This window comes from Phormidium sp. CCY1219, from assembly GCF_055795085.1.
Map to the genome: position 1 here is coordinate 1 of NZ_JAYFEQ010000323.1, position 26,296 is coordinate 26,296.

22 protein-coding genes are annotated in these 26,296 nt (G+C 50.6%); 15 read left to right on the plus strand and 7 right to left on the minus strand.

What is annotated here, in order from left to right:
• The first annotated feature begins 396 nt into the window (after window positions 1–396).
• Complete coding sequence (locus AC0QH1_RS05535; RefSeq protein ID WP_324629922.1) at window positions 397–1,887, plus strand: helix-turn-helix domain-containing protein; 1,491 nt, start codon at window positions 397–399, stop codon at window positions 1,885–1,887.
• A 177-nt stretch (window positions 1,888–2,064) separates the two neighbouring features.
• Here the strand turns inward: AC0QH1_RS05535 and AC0QH1_RS05540 are convergent, their stop codons facing one another.
• Together AC0QH1_RS05540 and AC0QH1_RS05545 are read right to left on the minus strand one after the other, a co-directional pair.
• Complete coding sequence (locus AC0QH1_RS05540; RefSeq protein ID WP_324629923.1) at window positions 2,065–2,295, minus strand: hypothetical protein; 231 nt, start codon at window positions 2,293–2,295, stop codon at window positions 2,065–2,067.
• A 9-nt stretch (window positions 2,296–2,304) separates the two neighbouring features.
• Window positions 2,305–2,499, minus strand: a complete 195-nt coding sequence (locus AC0QH1_RS05545; protein ID WP_324629924.1) for a hypothetical protein — start codon at window positions 2,497–2,499, stop codon at window positions 2,305–2,307.
• A gap of 231 nt (window positions 2,500–2,730) precedes the next feature.
• On the opposite strand from AC0QH1_RS05545, the gene AC0QH1_RS05550 reads away from it, so the two are divergent.
• The 3 genes from AC0QH1_RS05550 (at window position 2,731) to AC0QH1_RS05560 (ending at window position 7,154) form a co-directional block, all read left to right on the plus strand.
• Window positions 2,731–2,925, plus strand: coding sequence for a hypothetical protein (locus AC0QH1_RS05550; protein WP_324629925.1), 195 nt, complete (start codon window positions 2,731–2,733; stop codon window positions 2,923–2,925).
• A 393-nt stretch (window positions 2,926–3,318) separates the two neighbouring features.
• A complete protein-coding gene (locus AC0QH1_RS05555; RefSeq protein ID WP_324629926.1) occupies window positions 3,319–5,805 on the plus strand; it encodes an ATP-dependent Clp protease ATP-binding subunit in 2,487 nt (828 codons plus the stop codon).
• 158 nt (window positions 5,806–5,963) lie between these two features.
• Entirely contained in the window at window positions 5,964–7,154 is a 1,191-nt protein-coding gene (locus tag AC0QH1_RS05560; RefSeq protein ID WP_324629927.1) for a DNA cytosine methyltransferase, read from the plus strand.
• Window positions 7,155–7,517: 363 nt separating this feature from the next.
• Here the strand turns inward: AC0QH1_RS05560 and AC0QH1_RS05565 are convergent, their stop codons facing one another.
• The gene (locus AC0QH1_RS05565; protein ID WP_324629929.1) at window positions 7,518–8,420 is read right to left on the minus strand and encodes a WD40 repeat domain-containing protein; all 903 of its coding nucleotides are present in this window, start codon (window positions 8,418–8,420) and stop codon (window positions 7,518–7,520) included.
• A 138-nt stretch (window positions 8,421–8,558) separates the two neighbouring features.
• Between AC0QH1_RS05565 and AC0QH1_RS05570 the strand changes: the two genes are divergently transcribed.
• From AC0QH1_RS05570 to argB, 4 genes are all read left to right on the plus strand, one after another.
• The gene (locus tag AC0QH1_RS05570; protein ID WP_324629930.1) at window positions 8,559–9,179 is read left to right on the plus strand and encodes a hypothetical protein; all 621 of its coding nucleotides are present in this window, start codon (window positions 8,559–8,561) and stop codon (window positions 9,177–9,179) included.
• Between the two features lie 353 nt (window positions 9,180–9,532).
• Entirely contained in the window at window positions 9,533–12,160 is a 2,628-nt protein-coding gene (gene clpB, locus AC0QH1_RS05575; protein ID WP_324629931.1) for an ATP-dependent chaperone ClpB, read from the plus strand.
• A 518-nt stretch (window positions 12,161–12,678) separates the two neighbouring features.
• Window positions 12,679–13,272: a shikimate kinase gene (locus AC0QH1_RS05580; protein ID WP_324629932.1), complete on the plus strand. Its 594-nt coding sequence runs from the start codon at window positions 12,679–12,681 to the stop codon at window positions 13,270–13,272.
• Window positions 13,273–13,515: 243 nt separating this feature from the next.
• Window positions 13,516–14,433, plus strand: a complete 918-nt coding sequence (gene argB, locus AC0QH1_RS05585; protein WP_324629933.1) for an acetylglutamate kinase — start codon at window positions 13,516–13,518, stop codon at window positions 14,431–14,433.
• A 280-nt stretch (window positions 14,434–14,713) separates the two neighbouring features.
• Here argB and AC0QH1_RS05590 read toward each other — a convergent pair whose 3' ends face one another.
• A complete protein-coding gene (locus AC0QH1_RS05590; protein WP_324629934.1) occupies window positions 14,714–15,142 on the minus strand; it encodes a hypothetical protein in 429 nt (142 codons plus the stop codon).
• Between the two features lie 157 nt (window positions 15,143–15,299).
• Between AC0QH1_RS05590 and AC0QH1_RS05595 the strand changes: the two genes are divergently transcribed.
• The 4 genes from AC0QH1_RS05595 (at window position 15,300) to AC0QH1_RS05610 (ending at window position 18,453) form a co-directional block, all read left to right on the plus strand.
• The gene (locus AC0QH1_RS05595) at window positions 15,300–15,824 is read left to right on the plus strand and encodes a hypothetical protein (RefSeq protein WP_324629935.1); all 525 of its coding nucleotides are present in this window, start codon (window positions 15,300–15,302) and stop codon (window positions 15,822–15,824) included.
• A 169-nt stretch (window positions 15,825–15,993) separates the two neighbouring features.
• Complete coding sequence (locus tag AC0QH1_RS05600) at window positions 15,994–16,176, plus strand: hypothetical protein (protein WP_324629937.1); 183 nt, start codon at window positions 15,994–15,996, stop codon at window positions 16,174–16,176.
• Between the two features lie 16 nt (window positions 16,177–16,192).
• Window positions 16,193–16,915, plus strand: coding sequence for a hypothetical protein (locus AC0QH1_RS05605; RefSeq protein ID WP_324629938.1), 723 nt, complete (start codon window positions 16,193–16,195; stop codon window positions 16,913–16,915).
• A 494-nt stretch (window positions 16,916–17,409) separates the two neighbouring features.
• Window positions 17,410–18,453 carry an AI-2E family transporter gene (locus AC0QH1_RS05610; RefSeq protein WP_324629940.1) on the plus strand — a complete coding sequence of 348 codons (1,044 nt, stop codon included), beginning with the start codon at window positions 17,410–17,412 and terminating at the stop codon, window positions 18,451–18,453.
• An 80-nt stretch (window positions 18,454–18,533) separates the two neighbouring features.
• Here the strand turns inward: AC0QH1_RS05610 and AC0QH1_RS05615 are convergent, their stop codons facing one another.
• Complete coding sequence (locus tag AC0QH1_RS05615; RefSeq protein WP_324629942.1) at window positions 18,534–18,863, minus strand: hypothetical protein; 330 nt, start codon at window positions 18,861–18,863, stop codon at window positions 18,534–18,536.
• Between the two features lie 558 nt (window positions 18,864–19,421).
• On the opposite strand from AC0QH1_RS05615, the gene AC0QH1_RS05620 reads away from it, so the two are divergent.
• Complete coding sequence (locus AC0QH1_RS05620; protein WP_324629943.1) at window positions 19,422–20,657, plus strand: type IV pilus twitching motility protein PilT; 1,236 nt, start codon at window positions 19,422–19,424, stop codon at window positions 20,655–20,657.
• A 394-nt stretch (window positions 20,658–21,051) separates the two neighbouring features.
• Here AC0QH1_RS05620 and typA read toward each other — a convergent pair whose 3' ends face one another.
• A complete protein-coding gene (gene typA / locus AC0QH1_RS05625) occupies window positions 21,052–22,845 on the minus strand; it encodes a translational GTPase TypA (RefSeq protein ID WP_324629944.1) in 1,794 nt (597 codons plus the stop codon).
• 570 nt (window positions 22,846–23,415) lie between these two features.
• Between typA and AC0QH1_RS05630 the strand changes: the two genes are divergently transcribed.
• A complete protein-coding gene (locus AC0QH1_RS05630) occupies window positions 23,416–23,703 on the plus strand; it encodes a helix-turn-helix domain-containing protein (protein ID WP_324629945.1) in 288 nt (95 codons plus the stop codon).
• Between the two features lie 88 nt (window positions 23,704–23,791).
• On the opposite strand, the gene AC0QH1_RS05635 is transcribed toward AC0QH1_RS05630, so the two are convergent.
• Window positions 23,792–24,766 carry a pentapeptide repeat-containing protein gene (locus AC0QH1_RS05635; protein WP_324629946.1) on the minus strand — a complete coding sequence of 325 codons (975 nt, stop codon included), beginning with the start codon at window positions 24,764–24,766 and terminating at the stop codon, window positions 23,792–23,794.
• Window positions 24,767–24,944: 178 nt separating this feature from the next.
• On the opposite strand from AC0QH1_RS05635, the gene AC0QH1_RS05640 reads away from it, so the two are divergent.
• Complete coding sequence (locus tag AC0QH1_RS05640) at window positions 24,945–26,249, plus strand: hypothetical protein (RefSeq protein ID WP_324629948.1); 1,305 nt, start codon at window positions 24,945–24,947, stop codon at window positions 26,247–26,249.
• The last annotated feature ends 47 nt before the right edge of the window (window positions 26,250–26,296 follow it).

The following is a 26,296-nucleotide window of genomic DNA, read 5'->3' on the forward strand; positions in this document are numbered from 1 at the left end:
CAGCTAAATCTGGATTGAAAGCACGGTAGAAATTGGCATCGAATAAATTAACAGCCATTGGGAATTTCTCCTATAAAATGGGGGCATGGTGGGCATTACCCTGGTGGATCTGCCTGTTGGGGGTTCCCAGGAGGAGGGTGGCGGGTGGCTACCCTACGTCTGTAGTGGGGCGATCGCCGAGCAATTATGCACCTCAAATTATGCTGTGGCGAATCGATTCCCCCTATGATTGGCTTTGGCGGTCAATATGCCAATTATTTCCCGAAATCAAGCGATTGTCCAGTCGGAAAATGTCGGAAAATGTCGGCAGTTTGGCAACCCGGAAATGCCGATTTAGTCGGAAAATGTTAGAAAAAGTCACGGGCAGTGGGAAAATGTGGGAAAATGTCGGGTATAATGCATCCCATACCACTCAATCACGGAGCAATGAACGTACAAGAGGTTTTAAATGTTGCCGATCGCTTGGTGTTTGCCAAGACGGGAAAACACATTGACACGCTGCAAGAAGCTATTCTGCGGGGAACCTTGGAAGGTGAGACCTACGGGACAATTTCCCATCGCGCTCACTGCAGCGAGGGTCACGCTAGGGATGTGGGAGCCAAATTATGGAAAATCCTCTCCGATGCTTTAGGGGAACCAGTCACCAAATCGAACTTACGTTCTACCCTCGATCGGTTCGAGTTTTCTCATCCTTCCAATCTCCGCGATTTTGTGCAAATTAGTAAATTTAGCACTTGTGCTGAAAGTCCACATCCGGCGGAGATTCCCTACCCCGCATCCAACCCAACCTCAACTGGGGAGGAAGCAATGGAGAAACCGAAACCGGTTCGGGATTTGGCAGAAATGCCGGATATGGCGGTATTTTACGGGCGGGAGGCGGAGTTGGCGACCCTGAAACAGTGGATTTTGTACGAAAGAACTCGCTTGCTGTTGTTGCGCGGGTTGAGTGGGATTGGCAAAACGGCGTTGGCGGTGCAACTGGTACAACAAGTGATGGGTGAATTTGATGCAGTGGTATGGCGCAGTCTGCGGCGATCGCCTTCTCTGGAAGGGTTATCGGATTCCCTGATTCGGGGGTTGTCGCGGTTGAACCTTTTTGGTGCGAATACCGCCACGCCCACGGAAACTGGCGCGGGTGAGTTAGCGGGGTCAGTGTCGAATCCCTTATATACCAAAAATAGCGATCGCACCTCGATGCTTTTCCCCTATTTGCGACAGGCGCGCTGTTTGATTATCCTAGATGATATCCATTGTATTTTAGCCGAATCTGAGTTTGCCGGAAAGTACCGCAGCGGCTATGAAAATTATGGCGTATTTTTCCAACAATTGGCGGAATTATCCCATCACAGTTGCCTGTTGCTTCTTGGGTGGGAACCGCCGCGAGAAATTGCGGCATTGAAAGGGAAAAATGCCCCGGTGCGCGGGTTACAATTAGGGAGTTTGGGTGCGGCGGCGCAGAATATTTTGCGGGATAAAGGATTGGTAGAAATGGAGAATGCAGCGGCGCTGATTGAGGCGTATCAAGGCAACCCCTTGTGGTTAAAAATTGTGGCCACGATGATTCAGGATTTATTTGATGGCAGTGTGGCGGATTTTTTCAGATACGAACCCCGCTGCTTGGGAGAAGATTTGCGCGCAGTTTTAGACCGGCAATATCGGCGCTTGTCTGAGGCGGAAAAAACGGTTATTTTAGCTCTGGCAACTAAGTCGGATGCGGTGTCGGTGGGTCAATTCGTGGAGTCTAAAACGGGGTCGTTTCCAGGGGGATTCAATACCTTGCAATCGTTAGAACGGCGCTGCTGGATTGAAAAATCGCGATCGCAATTTTCCCTGGCGTTGGTGCTGAAACAGTACGTGCAAACTCGGACTTCACAACCGTTGGTTTGAGCCAGTGGCGGGCAATTTCAGGGGAGGCTGGGTGAATTATGCCTATATATAGGGCAGCCACTATTTCCTATTATGAATAATAGGGCAAAGGCAGTGAAGTTGTCAAGGGGGGGGTGGGAGAAAAAAGTTACCGCGCGCCGAGGTAGAGAAGGGCGATCGCAGTCTGGCAGGAAAGCCTCACATTACCTCGCGTTCCTCGCGAACCATTGGGGTGGAGTGAGGGGAAGAAGACTCGCGCTTCACATAACCGGACATGACGGCATGTTGTAAATCCATCAAGGTATCTAATTCCGAGACACTACAGGATCCTTGGAAAAGCAGAGCGAGTTTCGCTTCAGTATCGGCACTGAGATAGCCGCTACGCAACACCTGCTGGATGAGTTGACGAATCATAGTTTCCTCAGACATAGGACAAACTTACCGAACCCGACAGTATTGAGTATGGCTGAGTGAAAGCGATCGCGCAGTGATGCGAGTCCAGAGGGTTTGGCGATCGTCTCCCTGGGAGGGATGCGATCGCGAAACTGCACCCCCTGTGACGAGAATCACTGCGAGTTGGGGAGGGGGGATGAGATAGCGACTGTTTCCACCCCTGCACCTTGACTCTTGCACCACAGTTAGCTAAAATAGGCGGAGATTTATAATGGATAAATCTGCCAAAAAAGCTATAATGTAAAAGCACGCCGTCGTGCCCAACTTGCAGATAGACCAATCAATTGCTCTATCGGTTTGAAGGCTGAGGCAATCTCGCGGAAAAAGTTGCAATTCATTCAACTGACCGCCAGAACCGTCAGCCCAACCCCAGTCCCCCACCCAGAAAGCAAGCCACACTGGATGAACTGAGTGTTTCAATCGCCGAATCAGACCACAGCACAGGGAACGAACAAACGGCTGTTAGCCCGGATTGGATTAACAGCATCAGCCAGAGATTGTCCCGCAGAACATGGGCGGGAGGCGATCGCGGCGGTTTCCCTATCCTCCCGTTCAGTGAGAGGATCCCCTGACGGCAAGCGGGGAGTGCAATCCCGCCAGAGATAACCCGGCGCGCGCAGGGGAAGGAAATGGATTGCAACCTGGGATCCAAACCAAGCGCGCCGCTACACTTTGTAGTGAGGATTACAAATTTCGCTGAAATTCGCACATTATTAAGGGCAAACCGAGCGGAAATTCAGACCGATCTCCTCCCAAGGAGGGTTGACAGGCGATTGTGCAATCGAGTAGATGTGGCAACAAGACAAATGGCAGGGGGCATCCGAGAAAAATGCATAGCCGTAACCCTTGGCACGCGCGCCATTGCGGCACCTAAACTGCATGAAGCAAGACGGCTAATCCCCCTACGAGATTACGGATCTCGCTACTCCCTGGCCACTCAAATAGAGATACCTTGATAACAGGACATACACAAAACTTTACAGTTAACGGACTAAGCTCATGTTTGAATATTTCACAGAAAAAGCCATAAAAGCGATTATGCTGGCCCAGCAAGAGGCACGCCGCCTCGGTCATAACTTTGTGGGCACCGAGCAAATCCTTTTAGGGTTGATTGCAGAAGGCACCGGCATTGCGGCGCAGGTGCTAAAAACAATGGGCGTCAATCTCAAAGATGCCCGAATGGAAGTGGAAAAAATCATCGGTAGGGGCAGCGGCTTCGTCCCTGCCGAAATTCCCCTCACCCCACGCGCCAAGAGCATTCTAGAGCAATCCCTGCAAGAAGCCAGCCAACTGGGACATACCTACATCGGTACCGAACACCTACTTTTGGGGCTAACCGCTTCCCGGGAAGGGGTCGCGGTGAAAGTGCTGGAAAAATTTGGCGTAGATCCCGACCAAATCCGCAAAGAAGTGGTTCGCAGGGTTGGAGAAAACCCACCGCCGGCGGAAGTTGCCGCCCGAGGGGGAACGCGACGGCGTTCCGGATCGGATAAAACCCCACAACTGAACGAATTTGGCGTCAACCTGACCCAACGGGCGGAAGAAGGAAAGCTCGACCCGGTGGTGGGACGCGCCAAAGAAATCGAACGCATCATCCAAATATTGGGACGACGCACCAAAAACAATCCGGTGTTGGTGGGGGAACCAGGGGTGGGTAAAACCGCGATCGCCGAAGGATTGGCTCAGCGGATCGCCAAAAAAGATATCCCCGACATCCTGGAAAACAAACAGGTGTTTACCCTAGATATGGGCTTGCTGATTGCCGGCACCCGCTTCCGGGGCGATTTCGAGGAACGCATCAAAGCGATTTTAGAAGAAGTGCGCTCCTCGGGTAACGTGATTCTGGTGATTGACGAAATCCACACCCTAGTCGGGGCGGGTTCCCTAGAAGGGGGCATGGATGCCGCCAATCTGCTCAAACCGGCTTTAGCCCGAGGCGAATTGCAGTGCATTGGCGCAACCACCCTGGATGAATACCGCAAGCATATCGAACGGGATGCCGCATTAGAGCGTCGTTTCCAACCGGTGATGGTGGGAGAACCAACCATCGAGGAAACCGTGGAGATTCTGTTTGGTTTGCGCTCTCGCTACGAAGAGCACCATCGGCTAACCATTGCGGATGAAGCCTTGGATGCCGCCGCCAAACTGTCCGAGCGCTATATCAACGATCGCTTCTTGCCCGATAAGGCGATCGACTTAATCGACGAAGCCGGTTCTCGGGTGCGGTTGCGGAACTTCAAACAACCGCCCGCCGTGAAAAAGGCCAAGCAACAACTGGCACAAGTCAGCAAAGAAAAAGACACCGCCGCCCGGGAACAGGACTTCGAGAAAGCCGGGGAATTGCGCGATCGCGAATTAGAACTGCAACAAGAAGTAGCAGACCTGATCGAACGGGATAAAGAAGCCGAAGCCAACGCCGAAAGCCCGGTGGTCACCGCCGAAGACATCGCCCAAATTGTCGCCTTCTGGACCGGCGTGCCCGTGAGCAAACTCACCGAAACCGAATCCGAGAAACTCCTGCTCATGGAAGGCACCCTGCACGAGCGCGTCATCGGTCAAGAAGAAGCCGTTACCGCCGTGTCTCGCGCCATCCGCCGCGCCCGCGTGGGCCTGAAAGACCCCAACCGCCCGATCGCCAGCTTTATCTTCTCCGGACCGACTGGTGTGGGTAAAACCGAGCTGACCAAATCTCTGGCGACTTATTTCTTCGGATCCGAAGAGGCAATGATCCGTCTGGATATGTCCGAATTCATGGAACGCCATACCGTCTCCAAACTCATCGGTTCGCCTCCGGGATTCGTGGGATACGATGAAGGCGGACAACTCACCGAAGCCGTGCGCCGTCGTCCTTATACCGTGATTCTGTTCGACGAAATCGAAAAAGCGCACCCGGATGTGTTCAACATGCTACTGCAAATCCTGGAAGACGGTCGCCTCACCGATGCCAAGGGTCGCACGGTAGACTTCAAGAATACCTTGCTGGTGATGACCTCGAATATCGGGTCGCGCGCGATCGAAAAAGGTGGCAGCGGTTTGGGCTTCGAGTTCTCTGATGACGCCACTGACGCGCAGTACCAACGCATTCGCAACTTGGTGAATGAAGAACTGAAGCAATACTTCCGCCCCGAATTTCTCAACCGGGTTGACGATATTATCGTCTTCCAACAGTTGACCAAAGACGAGGTGAAAGAAATCGCCGAAATCATGTTGCGCGATGTGTTCAGCCGCCTGATCGAAAATGGTATCGACTTGCAAGTTAGCGATCGCTTCAAAGAGCGGTTAGTGGAAGAAGGGTACAACCCCAGCTACGGTGCCCGACCCTTACGCCGCGCGATTATGCGCTTGCTCGAAGATAATCTAGCCGAAGCTATGCTCTCCGGTGAGATTCAAGACGGCGATACCGTGCATATCGATATTGACGAGAACAATGAGGTACAAGTGCAATCGGTAGAACGGCGATCGCTCATTCCCCACACCGTTGGGTAATCTTCTCTCAAATTAATCCGTAGGGTGGGCATTGCCCACCTTTTTTTGTGTTATCTCGTTTGCAGGCGATAACCTCGGGAAAAAGGTTCGAGGGAGGGTGTATTTATCCGCTAAACTATTAAATTGCCCAACCGTTCAACTGAGGTCAAACCAATCTCGTGGAGCACAACCCACCACTCACCGCAGTGGAATTATTTGCCGGCATCGGCGGCTTTCGCCTGGGGATGGAATCCGCCCAAATTCAAACCCTGTGGGCGAACGATATCAGTGAATTAGCTTGCCAGGTTTATCAAAGTAACTTTGGCGAGGATGCCATTGTCTTGGGGGATATCAATCGCATCCCCCTCGCAGACCTTCCCAAAACGGATATTTTAGCCGCCGGTTTCCCTTGTCAACCCTTTAGTCCGGCGGGGAAAAAACAAGGGGTCACAGACCGATTGAGAGGCACCTTATTCGAGCGGATTGTGGAAATCCTGGACAACAAGCAACCGCAGTATTTCTTCTTGGAAAACGTCAAGCGGATGCTAACGATGGAAGGGGGATATCACTTTCAAACCATCTTAGACGCCCTCTCGGAATTAGACTACTTCATTGAGTGGCGGATTGTCAATACCCTGAGCTTTGGAATTCCGCAAAACCGCGATCGCCTATTTATTTTCGGCACAAAGGTACCCGAGGCGGGGAGTTTTTTCCAGATGCTAGAAACCTATTCGGTGTTTTTAACTCAAAATGATGTAGAATCTTTACCCGCAGCAGACCGGGAACTCCCGGGCTATCTCACCCCAATTTTGCCCGGAAAAACCAAAAACCACCACTGGGGAATTGCCTATGGGAAAAAAATGTACGCCCAGCCCCTTTCTCCCCTACCGGATATCAAACCGCGAAAGAAACTGAGAGATATTCTGCAACCCGAATCGCAAGTGGATTCGCAGTTTGATTTTACCGCAGAAACTTGGAAACGGATCGAGCAAAGTAAAGCCGTGAATCGCTATTGTAATGGGGTGGAAATCCTGTACAATCAAGGCGGAGGAGCGCGGTTGGGTTATACGATTTTTGGCATTAATGGGATTGCCTCAACCCTGACGGCATCCACCTCCCGACATTACGAACGATATCGCGTCGGGGATAAATTTCGCCGATTAACAAATGTGGAGTATGCACGGTTAATGGGCTTTCCAGATGATTGGTGTCGGGTAGCGAGAGTGTACGACCAATATCGGTTATTTGGAAATGCGATCGCGCCTATTTGCGTGCAGTGGGTTTGTCAGCGCATCGGTCACAAAACTGTCAAGTTTCAACACCCAATTTTGCCAAACTTTCGGGTGGACACTGCCCAGATTACCCCCTGATTTTATCACCTAAAATAGATTTCATTAAAAGTTTTATCTATGTACTCGGGCAAAAATAATTGCAGTGGGGAGGGTGGGCAGTTCCATCCCAGGAGGTGTCGCTCGCAACTCATTCAAGGAACTGCCCACCCTACAAAACTCAAAAATGGATGTGCAATTTATTGTGCATGACTGCTTACGATTCAATTGGCTTTCCGTAGGTACAGGGCATTTTACTATGCTTTATCTTGGTAAAATTTTAAGAGTTTTAGGGTGGGCAATGCCTGTAACTGTAACAGATAAAGTGGTAAAATATTAGGAGGCTCTGCCTCCTAATTGGCATTCCCAGGCTGAGCCAGGGAACGAGTTAGCAGGGAGGGTCAATTAACGGGGACTAAAGCTGATGTGATAGATAGAACTTTTTGACTTGTTCAAAGTTTTAATAACTTCACCCTGGGAATTCCAGAACTTGATGGTGTTATCTTCACTAGCCGAGGCCAAAGTTTTACCATCGGGGCTAAAGGTGACGCTATAAACGAAATTTTTATGCGCTTTTAAGGTTTGAATTAAGGTGCCATCTAACGCGCTCCAAATTTTAATCGTTTTGTCGGCACTGGCGGAGGCGATCGCATTGCCATCGGGACTAAAACAGACATCCAAAACCGCATTTTCATGGCCTTGTAACGTTCTCACAGTGCCATTGCGGCCCCAAGAAATATCCCGCACCCAGAGTTTCACGGTACCGTCGCGACTTCCGGAAACCAGCTTATTGCCATCGGCGCTAAAATTAACGCGATAAACCCTATCCTCGTGACCTTCTAAGGTTCTCAGACAAATGCCGTCAAATTGCCAGAGTTTGACGGTGGAATCAGCGCCTGCTGTGGCAATGAGTTCGCCATTGGGCATAAAACTGAGGCCAAAGAGTCCGGCAGATTGACGTTTTATCGAGTTAATTAATTTGCCGTCGCGTCGCCAAAATTTCAGGGTTTTATCGGCACTGACGGAAGCAATTCGGTCGCCTTTTTCGCTAAAGGCGATACCAAAAACTTCGGCTTTATGACCTTTGATGGTAGTAATTAAGGTGCCATCGCGTCGCCAAAGGTTGATGGTTTTATCGGCACTTGCAGAGGCGATCGCGTCACCATCGGGACTGAAGCAAACCCATAAGGCGCTAGCTTTATGCCCTTGGAGGATATTTTGCAATTTGCCGTCGAGTTGCCAGAGTTTGATGGTATTATCGGCGCAGGCGGCGGCGATCGCCGGTGGAGTTTGAGTCGAGGAAAACATAGAGGAAAACGGATAAATGGGGAAGAACCAAGGATGAAACGGTGAGTGTTCAAGTCTTGATTCTCGAGTTTGACAGAGGAGTTATCCTCTATGGTAGCGGATGCGCTCGTACAGAGACGAAATAGGAATGGGGATTTTATGTTGCTAACCACTGAATTGCGATGGTTTTACCCAGGGACGCCACCGGAAAAGGTAACGCATTGGTTCAAAGAACATGCGCCGGGGGAAGTGCTGGGGACGCCAGAAACCCGGGAAGACTTGTATTTGGTGATTCCGGGGGCGGATTATCTGAATGTGAAATTGCGACACGATCGCTTGGAAATCAAGTGGCGACAAGAGATATTGGGGGTGGAACAGGTTGGCGATCGCTGGTCCGGGCAGCTTGAAAAATGGGGCAAATGTATTTGTGAAGAGTTATCGGCGCAGGTTCCGGAAAATGCGGTAGAAACCGGTACTTGGGTGGGGGTGGAAAAAACGCGATCGCAGCGGACCTATCATTTCCTCGGTGACTCCGTAGAATCGGTGAGGGAAAATCAGTGGGTTCCGCAAGGGTGTAATGTAGAATTGACCCAAGTAAAAGTGCGCGATCGCCACTGGTGGTCTGTGGGTTTAGAAGCATTTGGCGAGGCGGAATCGTTGTGGAAAAATCTGCAAATGACCGCACAATTGGTGGGGGAATCTTATGGCGAAGAACCGGCTTTTTTACCGCAAAATTCTTTTGCCTATCCCCACTGGTTGTCGGTGGTTTTGACCGCTTAAACTCTCGGGGAGAATCTCGCTGGGGAAGGCGGTTTTGGGTGTGATTCCCAGGGCGGAAAATCTACCCGGGGTTTTTCGCGATCGCCGATCGGGAAAAAGGGAAGTGCGGGGTTATCATTAGAAGTGTGAAAACCCAGGAAAACCGAGTTTTCTAGCAAGAAAAAACCCTGGGAGTCTGTGGCGGTGGCGAATCGCCAATCGCCGCTCAACCCGAGATAAAGATTCGGCATCGGAGCTGGGGGAAGGTATGATAAAGAGGACGGGAATACTAACCGATTTTGCCGCGATCGCCGATCTAGATTGGAGTCGCGAGTTGATTACAATTTAAGAAAGGGTAAATAAGGAGTGAATCTATGCAACCGAATAATCCGAATCAGTTTACAGAAAAAGCCTGGGGGGCGATCGCCAAAACCCCCGATATCGCCAAGCAAGCGAACCAGCAGCAAATCGAAAGCGAGCATTTGATGAAATCTTTGCTCGAGGGCGATGGAATTGCGGCGAGCATTTTCAGCAAAGCGGGGGTAAACGTGGTGCAGATGCGCGATCGCACCGAACAGTTTATCGACCGCCAGCCCAAAGTGAGCGGAAACAGCAGCTCAGTATATCTCGGTCGCAGTCTCGACACATTGCTCGATCGCGCTGAGGAGTACCGCAAAGAGTATAAAGACGAGTTTATCTCCGTCGAACATCTGATTTTTGGCTTTCTCAAAGATGACCGTTTTGGGAAAGGGCTATTCCAAGAATTTCAACTGAATGAAAGCAAACTGAAAAATACTATCGCACAAGTGCGGGGGAATCAAAAAGTGACCGATCGCAATCCTGAAGGCAAATACGAAGCCCTAGAAAAATACAGTCGCGACCTCACCCAAGCGGCGCGGGAAGGGAAACTAGACCCGGTAATCGGGCGCGATGACGAAATTCGTCGCACCATTCAAATTCTCTCTCGGCGCACCAAGAATAACCCGGTGCTGATCGGCGAACCCGGGGTGGGTAAAACCGCGATCGCCGAAGGGTTGGCACAACGGATCGTCGCCGGTGACGTACCCCAATCCCTGAAAGACCGACAGTTAATCGCCCTGGACTTAGGGGCTTTGATTGCCGGTGCCAAGTATCGCGGCGAATTTGAAGAACGGCTGAAAGCGGTTCTCAAAGAAGTCACCGACTCCGGCGGGAATATCATCATGTTTATCGATGAAATTCACACCGTAGTGGGCGCGGGGGCGACCCAAGGTGCGATGGATGCCGGCAACTTGCTCAAACCCATGTTAGCCCGAGGGGAATTGCGCTGTATCGGTGCCACTACCTTGGACGAGTATCGAAAGTATATCGAAAAAGATGCCGCCCTCGAGCGTCGCTTCCAGCAAGTGTATATCGACCAGCCCAGCGTCGCGGATACGATTTCTATCTTGCGCGGATTGAAAGAACGGTATGAGGTTCACCACGGGGTAAAAATTGCCGACAATTCTTTAGTGGCGGCGGCGAGTTTGTCCAATCGCTATATCAGCGATCGCTTCTTGCCCGATAAGGCGATCGACTTAGTAGATGAAGCGGCGGCCAAACTGAAAATGGAGATTACCTCCAAACCGGAAGAACTTGACGAAATCGACCGCAAAATTCTGCAACTAGAAATGGAGAAACTCTCCTTGCAGAAAGAAACCGATACCGCCTCTCAAGACCGCTTGCAAGCCCTAGAAAAAGAGCTGGCAAACCTGAACGAAGCGCAACAAGCGCTCAACGCTCAATGGCAATCCGAGAAAGATACCATCGAGAAAATTCAGAGCATTAAAGAAGAAATCGATCGCGTCAATATCGAAATTCAACAAGCGGAACGCAATTACGACCTGAACCGCGCCGCCGAGTTGAAATACGGCAAATTGACTAGCTTGCAAAAAGAATTGCAGCAAGCGGAAGAGCAGCTAGAGGTGAATCAAGTCAGCGGAAAAACCCTGCTGCGCGAAGAAGTTACCGAAGCGGATATTGCCGAGATTATTTCTAAGTGGACTGGGATTCCGATTAGTAAGTTGGTGGAATCCGAGATGCAAAAACTCCTGCATTTGGAAGAGGAGTTGCATAAGCGCGTAGTGGGTCAGCAAGAAGCAGTGACGGCGGTGTCCGATGCGATTCAGCGATCGCGCGCCGGTCTGGCAGATCCGAATCGTCCCGTGGCCAGTTTTATCTTCCTCGGTCCGACGGGGGTAGGTAAAACCGAATTGGCCAAAGCACTGGCGGCTTATCTGTTCGATACCGAAGAGGCAATGGTGCGAATTGATATGTCCGAATATATGGAGAAACATGCGGTTTCTCGGTTAGTCGGTGCCCCTCCGGGATATGTAGGATACGATGAAGGCGGACAACTCACCGAAGCGATTCGCCGGCGTCCTTATGCGGTGATTCTGTTCGACGAAATCGAGAAAGCTCACCCGGATGTGTTTAATATCATGCTGCAAATCCTCGATGATGGTCGGGTGACGGATGCCCAAGGTCATACGGTAGACTTTAAGAATGCCGTGATTATTATGACCAGTAATGTGGGGTCGCAGTATATCTTGGATGTGTCTGGCGATGATAGCCGCTACGATGAAATGCGCGGTCGGGTAATGGATGCGATGCGGAACAATTTCCGTCCGGAATTCCTCAACCGCATCGACGAGATGATTATTTTCCACGCCTTGCAGAAAGAAGAATTGCGTCACATCGTGCTATTGCAGGTGGAACGAGTTCTGGAACGGTTGCGCGATCGCAAGATGTCTCTGAAACTCTCCGATGCGGCGATCGATTTCCTCGCCGAAGTGGGTTACGACCCCGTATATGGCGCGCGTCCCCTCAAACGCGCGATCCAGCGCGAGTTGGAAACCCAAGTCGCTAAAGCCATCTTGCGCGGCGAGTTTGGCAACGGGGATACTATCTTCGTGGATGTGGAAAATGAGCGCCTCTCTTTCAAACGCTTACCCGCCGAGTTGTTGGTACAGTCCGAGGTATAATACCTGTAAGGTGGGCACCGCCCACCTTATACTTGCCTCCCGCTTCCCCACTCGGCACAAAGACGCGGCGCAAACTTGCACTTCGCCAAACCAAGCCTGCCCGAGGCTAATTTGTATGCTGAAACTGTCGGCGCAAGCGACGGGTACAAGCAATCCTGTGGGTGAGTTCCAATCTGCGCTGCAAACCCATGTGGATCGTTAGATTTCTGCGCTTACAAGATATCGATCGCCTGAATTGTGCCACCGATTTAGGGGTTTTTTTGCCTTGTAAAACCGGGTTAAGCATTGATGGTTTTATGAGGGGTTTGAAAATGGCAACCCCTCGATGTTTGCGCGGCTTATAAAATGTAGGTACAGGTAGGGAAATGTCCCGGATATTTCAATTAAAAAATAAGTCTCGCATATAGACCGAGCCTTTATCCATCACCCAACCTATATGCTTTGCCGTACTCGCCTGCAAAGCAACGAAAGGGTTAGTGCAGCGGCGGGACCATTGCCCTTGATTTTTGCGCCACAAAATGCTAAAAGTAACCGTCGCTCTCAATCAAAACTGCATCGTGAAAGACGTTCTCAAAGGCTGTAATATTTATCTGGTAGGCATGATGGGTGCGGGGAAAAGCACCGTGGGAAAAACCCTAGCGGATCGACTGAATTATCGGTTTTTCGACACCGACGCGCTCATCGAACAGATAGCGGGGCAAACGATTAACCAAATCTTTGCCGAAAGCGGCGAGGCGGAATTTCGGGCACTGGAAACCAAAGCGATCGCCGAATTGTGCGCCTATAAAAACCTGGTAGTTGCCACCGGGGGCGGCATCATCCTCAAACCGCAAAACTGGAGTTACCTGCAACATGGTATCGTCGTCTGGCTAGATGTTCCCGTAGAAGAATTATACAAAAGGCTACAAGGAGACAGCACGCGACCGCTGTTAAAGAACCCGGATCCCCTGGGCAAACTGCGATCGCTCTTGGAACAACGGCAAGCCCTGTATGCCCAGGCAGATGTGAGGATTTCCATAACTGCCGCAGAGACGCCAGCGCTAATTTGCGATCGCATTTTTGCCGAAATTCGCAAAATCCTCAAACCCGACGCCCGCAAGACCTATAACTAACCCCCAGGGTGCGGTTCCCGGGATTCCCCGCCCCCTGGTTTGTCACGAAATCCTCATCTAAAACCCCCGCCAACGCCGCCCTCTCAATCCCGCAAAAGCCCTACCCGGGGCGAACTTCCCCGGGTGTCACCCACCTGCCAACAGGCTCCACCCACCGGGGCAATCCACCAGAAAATCCAGATAACAACCGTGCCAGATAGCGATAAGCTAGCAAGTAGCCCTTTTGACAAGAAAAAGCAGCCCATGTTGACCGAGAACGAAACCAGCCAACAACAAGCCGAGGCAATGCGGGTAAAAGTGCTTAGCGAAGCACTCCCCTACATTCAGCAATTTGCCGGACGTACCGTAGTGGTCAAATATGGCGGTGCTGCCATGAAAGACAGCACCCTGAAAGAGCAAGTCATGCGCGACCTGGTATTTCTTTCCTGTGTTGGCGTGCGACCCATCCTCGTCCACGGCGGAGGTCCCGAAATCAATAGCTGGCTGACGAAACTCAATATCGAGCCACAATTCAAAAATGGCCTGCGCGTCACCGATGCGCCCACAATGGACGTGGTAGAGATGGTGTTAGTCGGTCGCGTTAACAAAGAAATTGTTTCCTTAATTAATAAAGCCGGAGGCAATGCCGTCGGATTGTGCGGCACAGACGGTAACTTAATCAAAGCGCGTCCCCACGGTCAAGAAGGGATTGGCTTCGTTGGGGAAGTCAGTTCCGTGAAGACCACCGTCATCGATTCCCTCCTCACTAGTGGTTGTATCCCGGTGGTCTCCAGTGTCGCCGCCGACGAAACCGGACAATCGTATAATATTAACGCCGATACCGTCGCCGGAGAAATCGCCGCCGCCCTGGGTGCGGAAAAATTAATCTTAATGACCGACACGCCGGGGATTTTAAAGGATGCAGAAGACCCCAGCACCCTGCTGGCTCAACTCAGCATTCAGCAAGCGCGGGAGCTGATTCACCAGGGAGTGGTGTCCGGAGGCATGATTCCGAAAGTGACCTGTTGCGTCCGCAGTCTCGCCCAAGGCGTGAGCGCGGCTCACATTATTGACGGTCGCATCCCTCACTCTTTGCTGCTGGAAATCTTTACCACTGCCGGGATTGGTTCGATGATTGTGGCCTCGGAATACATGTCCCAATCGCCCGTTTCTCTCCCCTAGAATGCGATCGCCTATCGCACTTAACGCTCGCTCTTGAAGTGCCCGACCCCTGACTTTGTTATTTCGGTAACTCGCATCTCGAAGCAGGGGCGGGCAAGTTACTTTGGGTAAAAAACTGGGCAGTGGATTGCAATCGCGCCCATGCCCGCACGCCTCTGGCTGCCAAGAATTTATCCCGTTTTTTAAACTTACCTTTCGCAATTCGCCGCAGGGACAAGGCATGCCCTGTCCCTACAGCCGATGGTTCTCTCCTTCACAATTTTGTCCGGTTAGTATAGCCTCACAGAGAGCCAGGGATCGCGCCTCTCACGCGCGGCGATCGCGAAGGGGTTCTGCGGTGACGATGGGGAGAATCGATTATCGTCGGATTAATCAGGGTCGAATTGCGAATTGTCGAATCGATAACCGTCGGATTAATCAGAGTCGAATTGCGAATCGTTGTGCCGCGCCGACGGGGGTAATAACCGGGATAATACTCCCGAACCGGATAGTAATTTATTCCTCCGCGATAAATATTCGTGCCTCGGTAACGAATTGGCGCGGGATCCCCCACGCGAATGTGCAAACCGCCGTCAATCGTCACCGTCATACCCGCAGTGGCGGGTGGCGTCGCCGCGCCAAACCCGGCGAGTACCACCGCTAGGGGGGCGGCGAGTGACCCTAGGGTTTTCCAGGGTCGTAACCAATACCATTTGTCCCTCGTTGTCATGGCTCAAACTCCTTGTAGAACCGTAATTTCGCATTTTAGCGATGGAAAGGGTGACGCCTTGCGTCGCGAAAAGATTCGCCCTCTCCTTGTCAGAATCGGCGCTGGCAAGATAAGCTCGTTTACCAAGAGACCCGAATCTGCTAGTTTAATAGAAATCGTGAGTTCAGAAAGCTTAGACCGTTTCCAAGCCGAATATCAAACCGGCAAAGAAGCCTTCGATCGGGGTCGCTATCCACAAGCGGTGCAACACCTACAGGAAGCCACCAAGCGGGTGAATCGCAACTCCCGCCAGGGAGGAGAGGTGCTGATGTGGCTTTTAAACGCCTATCAGGCGGCGGGAGACTCCAGCGAGGCGATCGCCTTATGCAGAAGGTTAACCCGACATCCCGACTTCGAAACCCGCAAACAAGCCAAGCGCTTGCTCTACATTTTAGAAGCGCCAAAACTCAACACGCGCCCAGAATGGCTGATTGAAATTCCCGATCTGAGCGCAATGGATGAAACCCCCTCCAAAGTCACCCAGATTGCTGCTTCTGCGCCGAAGAAAAAATCCAAGCGCAAAACTCCCGACGCCCCCCCACCGGTGGATCTGTCCCAAGTAAATACCAAAGATAATGGGTTTTTTTGGGTGGCAATTGTGGCGATCGCCTTAATTCTCAGCGGTTTGGTTTGGTTCAGTTAATCGCCCCCTCCCGGCGGCTGCAAGGAGGGTGAAAATCGCTCAGATTCAAGATAAAATTAGAGCAAACCCCATCGGGTTTTATGGCGATCGCCCTTTCGGGTTCGTTTCCCCTAAACTCCGCCCAATTGCAACTCACTCACCCAATGGTTTCCCCAAATTCCCCGCAATTGTGCCGAGAAATCCACCCCGGTTAGGCGATCGCCTTTCCCAGAAAAAGCGCGATCGCCTTGCTTTGATAATACCCCAAACCCCTAACTGCTTTTTCTCCCCTAACCATAGCCCCGCACAACTGCGATCGCCCCCGCCAACATCCTCCGCCTACCCCCGCTTTTTACCGGACGAACCTCGCTAAAATAAAGGGTATTCCTATGACGCCAATATTCGGTTCCCAACGTTTCGATAAAGGTCGAATCATTCCCGACTCATTTTTAGAAGAATTCCGCAAAAAAGACCCGAGCACAAGACGGTATTTATTAAACTCCATGACCCTGTTTGCTTGCATTTCTCCCGAGCAACAACACCAAGCTTTAAACGATTTAATTCAATCAGAATTAATTAGCCTCGCCGAAAAATCCAAGCACTATATGTATGACCGAGTTATCTCGCTTTTGCAAAAATTCAACATTGAAAAAGAATTAGACGATAAAGCTATTGCCGAATATTACTACCGCTATTACTTGCTCACCGGCTTAATCCCGGAAAACCTAACCGCCGATTATCTCAACGAACTGATTGGATTTATTATCGGATTAGAAATCATTAAACTGCTGTTTTCCATGCGATTTGTAGAACAACAACGGTTTTTTGAAATTCAGGGTCGCTACGCCATGCAGGTGCTTTTATTTTATCGCTACATCAAGCCTATCCGAAGCAAAATTATGCAAGATAAAATCCTGGAAAAAGATGTAGCCGGAACTTATTATTATACCAAAGCCCGGTTAAGCGAAGATAAATTATTTGACTCCATTTTTGAAGTGTTTAAACTCGATAAAATATTAGGGATTGGCAATCTAGCCAAAGATTTGAATTTTGACAAAGACTATATTTACAACTCCCCCGATGTCCCCGATCGCGATTCTTCCTTTTTCTGAGGTTTGGTCATTGGTCATTGGTTGGATTTAGCTAAAGGAATGCCTGGAGAAATAATGAGTCTGCCTCGGCGAAAGTTGCTCGCTAACGCGCACTTTCAATCTGCCGCGTTTGGCGTTTTTGCACTGGATCGGACGCGAGATGATGGGTTTTTCCAGCCAGTGGGACAGGGAAATTATTTGCATTCGGGCTGATTACTTTTCTCAACTTGCATTGCGCGCCATGCAGGGTAAGCACAGCGCAGGGCGAAGGTAGGGGATTTTATCCGGCGGATTTTTTGGCAAAAACAGTCTAACGGCTCAAATAATAATCTAAATCTGTCTATAGATAGGTGACACTGGGCAATTTCACTGAAAAAATAGGATTACTTCTAGGGAGTATTCCTTCATTTATCCTCGCTTCCGATGGGGGAGGTTGAGCTATCTTCAGCCTGATTCGAGCGAGATTGGATGTTCCCATTTCCCCCACAGAGTCCAGCATCGATTGAGAGCAACCTATGGAAAAATCGGGCAATTCCCTTCCAGTTTTAGTGGCAATTCTAGTGGCGATTTTTGCGATCGCCGCCCTGAAAGCCACCACACCCATTACCATGCCCCTCGCATTTGCCATTTTTATCGCCGTATTGGTTCATCCCCTACACCATTGGCTCAACCGTCGCTTCCCCGAGTGGTTGAGTTTGACCTTAGTTATGTTAGGACTTGCGGGAATTTTCGCATTAGCCTTTGGGGCGTTGGAGTTTAGCGTCGAGTTGGTGGCCCCGAAAGCCCCTCAGTACCTCGATCGCTTGCAGGAAATATTTCAAACTGTCACCACCTGGGCGCAAGACCGAGGTATCCCCATCCAAGGGCAACCCTTGCAGTCTCAATCCTCGATCCAGCAATATAGCGATGAATTAATCGCCGGATTGAAATCCCTGTGGTCTTCCCTCGGTTTATTTGTCTTAACTGTAGCACTCCTGGTGTTACTTTTGCTGGAAGTGGAACAGTATCAGCAGAAAGTCAAAAGCGCCTTTTCTTCCCCCACCGCCTCCCACATTCTTACCGCCTTTCATCGCATGGGCAATAAATTCCGAGGCTATTTATTAATTCGCACCATCACCAGCGGAATCACCGGGGTACTGACGGGCTTGTTTTGTTGGATTTTAGGGGTAGAATTGGCATTTGTTTGGGGTTTGCTTTCTTTTCTGCTCAACTATATTCCCACCCTCGGCTCGATTATCTCAGTCATTCCCCCCAGTCTGTTTGCCCTGTTATTTTTGGGAATGGGTCGCGGAATCGCCACCTTGGTGGGATTGGCAGCCATCCAACTCGCCCTGGGCAATTTTGTCGATCCGCGCATGCAGGGCAACTCGTTGAATATTTCTCCCTTTGTCGTCCTGGTTTCGATTGTTTTTTGGGGCTGGGTGTGGGGAATTCCCGGTGCTTTGTTGGGGGTGCCCCTTACGGTTTCAATTGTGGTGTTTTGCTCCCAGTTCGAGCGCTTGCGAAGTCTCGCCGTTATCCTCCAAGAATCCGACGAGTCGGACAAAGAACAGGAGTGATTGGCTTCGGGTTTATTCTACTTGAAAGAACCAAATAAACCACTCCATTGGGCAAGTTTACCTTGGTTCAGAAAATTATGCTAGGATTGGCGATCGCAATAGGGATTGGGAAGTTTGACCAACTGCCATCCTTCCCCCCGCCTCAATACAAAAATCTCCCATTCCACTCGTTTAATGTCTACATAATCTACCCAAAATGCCAAGGCATAACTGTCATAATCGGGATAAAAATTTGCGAGCCACTGGCAAATGTAAGCATCGTAATTGGTGGCATCTACCGTATCGTTCAATAATAAGCTGAGTTTGACCCCCACCCATAGCTTCTTATTTTCCCATAAGGCTTTAATTCTGGCTGACAAACGCCGCTCTTGTATCGCTTTCTTTGCTTTGTTTTCTGGGTTGATGTTCATTGGACTTATCCCCTAATTTGTACTCCCTTTTATTCTGACAAATTCACCTTCAATCGTCAAGCTAGAGCGATGTCTGAAATTAAACTGATGGGGAGCAAAAAAATGGGGAAATCTCGGTTGCAAAACTTTTGTAAAAGTCATATAATATTTAGGCTGAGTGACCATTGGAGGATTCTTTATAGTTCAATCCCCTGGTTGCTGTCTGGCGCTGAATTATTTCCTGTGGTGGAATCCAACCCCCAAGCATTTTTCTCTCAAGCATTTTTCTCTCCCAGGGTAGATAAATTCTATCTCCCTAGATGCTATCGGCGCAGGGCTGCTGGGTTTCCCCCTCGATTCCCCCGAAAGTCTGGGTCTGAGACCCTTCAAACCGGGCTGAGAAGTAAAGAAATATTACACCACCCCCCAGATGTTCGGATTTCTTTTCTATAATACAAGTAAAATCACGTAAAAAGGAGCAGTTTAAACACAAGTCGTTTTAACGCCAGAGTATTTTTACGGAAAAGCCCGATCGCCCTCGGGCGATCGCCATGTCGATAAGCATCAGGAGAAAAGAAAATGGCTGCAACTAATAACACCCATGACCCCACGGAGTTAAAATCCCACGTTCCGCCCAGAGTTCCCCCACCGCCACCACCCCCACCATCATCACCCCAGTTGTCGCGCAAATCTACAGAGCATTCCCACCAAAAGCGATCGCAACTCATCAAGCCGATCGTCAAAAAAGCCGCCGACGCCAAAGCCTCTGACGTTCACATTCGCGTCGGGGAAGTCCCGCGATTTCGGATCCGGGGACAAATGCGCGAAGCGGAAGGTCTCGATAAAGTAACCGACGAATTATTCGAGATGTATCTACAAGAAATCGCCTCCCCCTCTCAGCGAAAACAATTCGCCCAAACGAAAGAACTTGATACGGCGATTTTTTATCCCGGTTTCGTTCGCTGTCGGGTCAATTGCTTTCAAACCCTCAATGGTGGGGCGATCGTCCTGCGTTTGATCGACCTGAAGGTTCCTACTATCGATCGCTTGGGCTTACCCGAAGTGCTAAAAAAAATCATTAGCGCACCTCAAGGCTTAGTCTTGGTCACCGGACCGACGGGTTCCGGGAAATCTACCACAATGGCGGCGATGATTCAGCACTTGAACCAAACCGCGTACAAGCATATTATCACCATTGAAGATCCGATCGAATATGTTTACGCTTCTAAAAGATGCCTCATCTCACAGCGAGAAGTGGGATTGCATACCGATGACTTCCACGCCAGCTTGCGATCGGCTTTGCGCGAAGACCCCGACGCGATTTTGATTGGGGAAATGCGCGATCGCCTCACGGTGAATATCGCCTTACAAGCCGCACAAACCGGGCACTTAGTCTTGGGTACCCTGCATACCCGCAACGCGATCGACGCCCTCAACCGCTTGTTAAACCTGTACAACCCAGAAGAACAGCCCTCCATGCGGGTGCAAATTGGCGAATCTCTCGCCGCCGTGGTAGCTCAATTATTGATTCCCACCACCGATGGCGGGCGAACCGCAATTAACGAGATATTAATCAATACCCCCGCCATGAAGGATTATTTGCTCAAAGGTGATGACGACAGTGCTTATCATCTGATGCATACCGATACCTATGAAGGAATGCAGGTGATGAATTACGACCTCTATCAGAAAGTGATGGATGGTCGAGTGGCGATCGAAACTGCACAAATACATGCACCGGATCCCGGTGAGTTAGATCGCCTCATCCGCAGTGGCGGATTTGACGCCTCGCGATCGCCCCGCGACTTTGCGTGATTTTGCCCGCCACTCCCCCCATCCCGGGTGAAACCTCCCGGGGCACACCCCGCTGTGCCCCATTTTTCACTTAAGTTGTATCATTCACCATTCAATTCTGCTTCCCACCGCCCACCCCTCACCGGCGGGAATTTTTTTTCCAATCGGTTGACAAAGGAGATTGACATCGGGTATAATAAACCCGATGGTGCAGGCAGGGCTTATGTGCAATGCTTTGATTGCGTATCGGGAAAAACTACCATTAAAACTTCAGCTTGAGTGAGAATTATAGCGATCCGAGAGGCGATCGGGGAAAAAACCACATCCAAACTGCAAATTAAATCTAGAGTTGGACGAGGCACACCCGAGAGAGAAACCTTTTCCCCCACGGGGGGTGGGGGAAAGAAAGGGAAAATTACCGTTTCGCCAGCTTCTTACTTTGCATTTTCCGCAAGCGAATCGATTCCGGCGTCACTTCGAGCAACTCATCCGGACCGATGTATTCCAACGCCCGTTCCAAACTCATATCCACCGGCGCTTGTAGCTGAACCAATTCATCCCCCGTAGAAGAGCGGACGTTAGTCAATTGCTTCGTCTTGCAGACATTCAAATCCAAATCTTGCGGACGGTTGTGTTCGCCGACAATCATCCCCTTGTAGACCTTCGTCCCGGGAGTAATAAAGAACACACCACGGTCCTCGGCATTTTTCAGGGCGTAGAAAGTAGCCACCCCTTCCTCAAAAGCAATAATCACCCCATTGCGACGAGTTTCCACATCGCCACTCAAGGGACGATAGTCCAGAAAGCTGTGGTTCATAATCCCATCCCCACGAGTCAGGCGCATGAACTCGCCCCGGAAGCCAATCAAACCGCGCGCCGGAATAGCAAATTCCAGTTGCGTGCGACCGTTATTGCTGACGCGCATATCTTGCATTTCGCCGCGACGTTCTCCGAGGCGCTGCATACAGCCACCCACCGCCTCTTCCGGAACGTCGAGCACCAGACATTCAAACGGTTCGCAGGGTTGACCGTTGACTTCGCGATAAATCACCTGCGGTTGGGAGACTTGGAATTCGTAGCCTTCCCGGCGCATGGTTTCGATTAAAATGCCCAAGTGCAGTTCGCCGCGTCCGGAGACGAGGAATTTATCCGGGGAGTCAGCTTCTTCGACGCGCAAAGCGACGTTGGTTTCCAGTTCGCGCATCAGGCGATCGCGCAATTGCCGAGAAGTGACGTAACTCCCTTCGTGTCCCGCAAACGGCGAATCGTTCACCCAAAACGTCATCTGCAACGTAGGTTCGTCTACCTTAATCAGCGGTAGGGCCTGCGGTTCGTTGGGGCAAGTAATCGTTTCGCCAATATTCGCATCGCCAAAACCAGCGATCGCGATAATATATCCCGCACTCGCCTCTTTCAGTTCGATGCGCTTGAGTCCTTCAAAGCCCATTAACTTGGTGATTTTGGCCTTCACCACTTCCCCATCTTCTTTCACCAAAGCCGCTTGCTGACCCGCCTGCAGGGTGCCATTGTGAATGCGCCCGATGACGATGCGACCCAGATAGTCCGAATAATCCAAGGTCGTGACTTGCAACTGTAGCGGTTTAGTCGGATCCCCCACTGGTGGCGGAACCCGGTCTAAAATCACCTCAAACAGCGGCTGCATATCGCTGCCTTGTTCATCTAAATCCCCTTTAGCATAGCCTTGCAGACCCGAAGCAAATAGATAAGGGAACTCGCACTGGTCGTCATCGGCCCCCAGTTCGATAAACAGGTCTAATACTTTATCGATCGCCCCATAGGGATCCGCCTGCGGTCGGTCGATTTTATTCACCACCACAATCGGGCGCAGACCTTTTTCTAAAGCTTTTTTCAGCACAAAGCGGGTTTGCGGCATCGGTCCTTCATTGGCGTCTACAATCAGCAGACAACCATCCACCATGCCCAGTACCCGTTCCACTTCGCCGCCAAAATCTGCGTGTCCTGGGGTATCGACGATATTAATTAAAGTGTCTTTGTAGCGAACTGCCGTATTTTTGGAGAGAATGGTAATGCCGCGCTCCCGCTCTAAGTCATTGGAGTCCATGACGCAATCTGGAACCTCTTCCCCTTCGCGGAAGATGCCGGATTGTTTGAGGAGCGCGTCAACAAGAGTGGTTTTGCCGTGATCGACGTGGGCAATGATAGCAACGTTGCGAATGGGAAGACTCATACTAGCGTCTGGTATGTGGGACTCTTCTAGATTTGCGGACTGAATTCATATAACTTTACAATTGTAGCCTATTTGAATCTCTGTTGGGGTGAAATAGACGACATTTGCCCGCGCGATTTTCTCCGCCACCCAGAAACCCCCTTCTCGGTAAGGTTTCGCCACTCCATCCCCCTCATTTTCCCTTTGCACCTCCCCAGATGAGCGCCACTGCTGCTTCACCCCATCGATGGCGTAGGGCGCGGACAATTTTTCCATGCACCTTTGCCTTTCCCCATACATTTTTTCCCACCCCCGCAACTACTCGCGATCGCTTGGCATAATTAACCCTCCCCACCCGCTTTTTTCATCCGCAGTGCCTCAAAGGCGGGGGGTTCGATCGCAATTTAAAGTTAAGATTGGCAAAAGCTTTGGCTCCTGGGTTTCCGGTTTTTGAATCGCGATCGCGCTTTTTTTGAGTGGCGAGCCATCAGATTTTTTTGCAGTAAAATGATAATACCCTTAATACATCAATCTGTCCACTAATTTTGTTAAAACTATTAACATCAGCGGGCAAAGGAGCCTCTCAAAGAGATGGATATCAAAGCACTCAGAGAGCGTGCGGGACTGAGCCGCACACAAGTGGCCGCATGGCTAGGAGTCAGCGCAACCAGCGTTCGCAACTGGGAAAAGGGGCGCACGAAACCCACCATGACACCACAAAAATATCTGGCTGCCTTGCGGTTGTTTGAATGCACCCCGGAAGAGTTCGCGATCGCAACGGAAAACTCAATCAAAAAACGCGATGAAACCCAACTTTTCAAAGCCAAACGGATCGCCCAGGGCAAACCGGTAGCCAGATCCAGGGCACTTCGGAGGTAATGAAGCACTCACAGCGTTGAAACTCCCTTGATGCGCTCAATTCCCCCTAAACCATCGCTCTGGCCAAGGTTGCGATCGCCACTGACGATTAATTGCGCCGACCATCGGGCATAATCGTCTGCGTCAGTTGAGCATCCACCAGATTGGTATTTCTCAAATATGCATTTTGCAGATTCGCCTCACCCAGCATCGCTTGATTCAGATTTGTCCCATATAAATTCGCATCGGTCAGATTCGCGCCGCGCAGACTCGCACCGGTTAAGTCAGCGCCACGCAAGTCGGTTTGCGAAAGATTGGCAAAATCCAGATAGGTTGGGGTTGCTTCGCAGGCGACTCCTTTACACTGACTCGGTAACGGTTCGATGCGCGTCAAGTCAGCGCCGCGCAGACTCGCACCTTGCAGATTCGCATTGATCAGCAACGCCCCGCTCAAATTGGTAAAACTCAAATCCGCCAGGGGCATTTCCGCACCGTTGAGCTTGCTGCTGATTAAATCCGCACCGCGCAGATTCGCCCCGGTAAAATTCGCCGCATTCAAATTCGCCCGGGAGAGATCCGCTTGCGTGAGGTTGGCACTCGATAGGTCAGCGCGCACCAAATTCGCGCCAGTTAAATTCGCCCGATAGAGATTTGCCCCGGTAAGGATAGCATCGCGCAAATCCGCACTTTCCAGTTGAGACACAACCAGATTGGGCCGCACCGAAGTAATCCGCAAGCGTCCCACGGTTTCCGAATGGGGACGCACCAGCTTCGCTTCGCTGAGATCCGCACCGGATAAATTCGCCCAGCGGATAATCGCCCCGCTCAAATCTGCCCGAGTCAGATTCGCCCCACTCAGATCCGCCCCGCGCAAATCCGCCCCCACCAGATTCGCCCCACTCAGATCCGCCCCGCGCAAATCCGCCCCGATTAAGTCGCAACCCATGCATTCGTTGGTTCGCAATAATCGCAGCACGTGGTCTGAATTCACTGCTGCCACAGGTGTAGCCATAGAAAGCGGGAGTAACGCTGCGGTTGCTACTGAGACACCTAGCGCCAATTTTGCCGCGATCGTCCGTTTCATCCATCTCCTCCTATCCCGATAAAATCCCTTCTGGGGGATTAATTTGAGGGTAGCACTGGCAGTCGGTGAAGAATTGACAATTGAGAATTGTTTGAGTGGTTATAACCAATTGTCAATCGGAAACGCTCGGGAATTCTATACTGATAAATAGACAGAGCATTTTCATTGAGGGCAAGACATGGCTCTAAATCCCAGTATTATGCAAGCCGTTGAGAAACTGGATTATCGCGTCACTGTTGGGGACGTGGCAGCTCAAGCGGGCTTAGAGGTCAATGTGGCCGAAAAAGAATTATTAGCGTTAGCGTCAGAAGCAGGGGGTCATTTACAGGTTGCCCAAACCGGGGATATCCTCTATCAGTTTCCGAAGCATTTTAGAGCAGTGCTTCGCAATAAGTATTGGCGGCTGCGGCTAAAAGAGTGGTGGGAACGGGTTTGGCGGGTGTTATTTTACCTGATTCGGATTTCGTTTGGGATTATTTTGCTCCTGTCAATTTTTATTATTTTTGCCACCATTTTTATCATTTTGACGTCCGTGAATCGAGACAATAACAATCGCGGCGGGCGTTCGGGTGGTGGGAGCATCATATTTTTCCCACGTTTTTTGTGGGGACCGGATTTGTTTTGGTTTTTCGATCCGAACTATGGCAGATACCAGCAGCGACGACAACATCGGCGGTCTAGTTCATCGGAAAACAAGATGAATTTTTTGGAGTCGGTGTTTTCGTTTTTGTTTGGGGATGGAAATCCGAATGCGAATTTAGAGGAACGACGTTGGCAAGCGATCGCCACCACGATTCGCAACAATAAAGGTGCCGTAGTTGCCGAACAAATTGCCCCGTATTTGGACGAACTAGGGGAAGGTTATTCCCAAGAATTTGAAGACTACATGTTGCCGGTGCTGAGTCGATTTAACGGGCGTCCGGAGGTTAGTCCCGACGGGCAAATCGTGTATCATTTTCCCGAATTACAGGTGAGTGCCCAACAGCAGAATCAGCAATCGGTGGCGGCATATTTGCGCGAATCCCCCTGGCGATTTAGCGAAGCGTCCTCCGGTCAGTTGAGTTTAGCGGCAGGATTGGGCGGCGTTAATATTGTGGGAGGATTGTTTTTAGGATATTTGCTGCGCGATGGGGCCTCCCAACTTGGGGGATTAGTCGCCTTTACCGCCTCAATTTATTGGTTGTTAATTGGTTACGGCATTGCATTTCTCGCCGTTCCCTTGGGGCGTTATTTCTGGATTAAATGGCGTAACCAGAAAATTGAAGCGCGCAACGAACGGCGACAAAAACGGGCGATCGCCTTGAATCAAGCCGACAGCGAATTACAGAAAAAACTGACCTTCGCTAATCAGTTTGCCGCTCAAAATACAATCAGTGGCGAAGATATTGCCTATACCACCGAAACCGACTTAATCGAGCAAGAAAGTCAGCGATCGGCTCAAATTGACGCCGAATGGCGACGACGGCTAGAAGAAGGGAACTAACGCGCAAATGGGTTGAAGGATGAAGGATGAAAGGTCAAAATTCACCC

Bases quoted from the DNA above. Each gene is read 5' to 3' on its own strand.
- AC0QH1_RS05535 (WP_324629922.1), top strand. From the start codon at position 397: ATGCATCCCATACCACTCAATCACGGAGCAATGAACGTACAAGAGGTT.
- AC0QH1_RS05540 (WP_324629923.1), bottom strand. From the start codon at position 2,295: ATGTCTGAGGAAACTATGATTCGTCAACTCATCCAGCAGGTGTTGCGT.
- AC0QH1_RS05555 (WP_324629926.1), top strand. From the start codon at position 3,319: ATGTTTGAATATTTCACAGAAAAAGCCATAAAAGCGATTATGCTGGCC.
- AC0QH1_RS05565 (WP_324629929.1), bottom strand. From the start codon at position 8,420: ATGTTTTCCTCGACTCAAACTCCACCGGCGATCGCCGCCGCCTGCGCC.
- AC0QH1_RS05570 (WP_324629930.1), top strand. From the start codon at position 8,559: ATGTTGCTAACCACTGAATTGCGATGGTTTTACCCAGGGACGCCACCG.
- clpB (WP_324629931.1), top strand. From the start codon at position 9,533: ATGCAACCGAATAATCCGAATCAGTTTACAGAAAAAGCCTGGGGGGCG.
- AC0QH1_RS05580 (WP_324629932.1), top strand. From the start codon at position 12,679: ATGCTAAAAGTAACCGTCGCTCTCAATCAAAACTGCATCGTGAAAGAC.
- argB (WP_324629933.1), top strand. From the start codon at position 13,516: ATGTTGACCGAGAACGAAACCAGCCAACAACAAGCCGAGGCAATGCGG.
- AC0QH1_RS05590 (WP_324629934.1), bottom strand. From the start codon at position 15,142: ATGACAACGAGGGACAAATGGTATTGGTTACGACCCTGGAAAACCCTA.
- AC0QH1_RS05605 (WP_324629938.1), top strand. From the start codon at position 16,193: ATGACGCCAATATTCGGTTCCCAACGTTTCGATAAAGGTCGAATCATT.
- AC0QH1_RS05610 (WP_324629940.1), top strand. From the start codon at position 17,410: ATGGAAAAATCGGGCAATTCCCTTCCAGTTTTAGTGGCAATTCTAGTG.
- AC0QH1_RS05615 (WP_324629942.1), bottom strand. From the start codon at position 18,863: ATGAACATCAACCCAGAAAACAAAGCAAAGAAAGCGATACAAGAGCGG.
- AC0QH1_RS05620 (WP_324629943.1), top strand. From the start codon at position 19,422: ATGGCTGCAACTAATAACACCCATGACCCCACGGAGTTAAAATCCCAC.
- typA (WP_324629944.1), bottom strand. From the start codon at position 22,845: ATGAGTCTTCCCATTCGCAACGTTGCTATCATTGCCCACGTCGATCAC.
- AC0QH1_RS05630 (WP_324629945.1), top strand. From the start codon at position 23,416: ATGGATATCAAAGCACTCAGAGAGCGTGCGGGACTGAGCCGCACACAA.
- AC0QH1_RS05635 (WP_324629946.1), bottom strand. From the start codon at position 24,766: ATGAAACGGACGATCGCGGCAAAATTGGCGCTAGGTGTCTCAGTAGCA.
- AC0QH1_RS05640 (WP_324629948.1), top strand. From the start codon at position 24,945: ATGGCTCTAAATCCCAGTATTATGCAAGCCGTTGAGAAACTGGATTAT.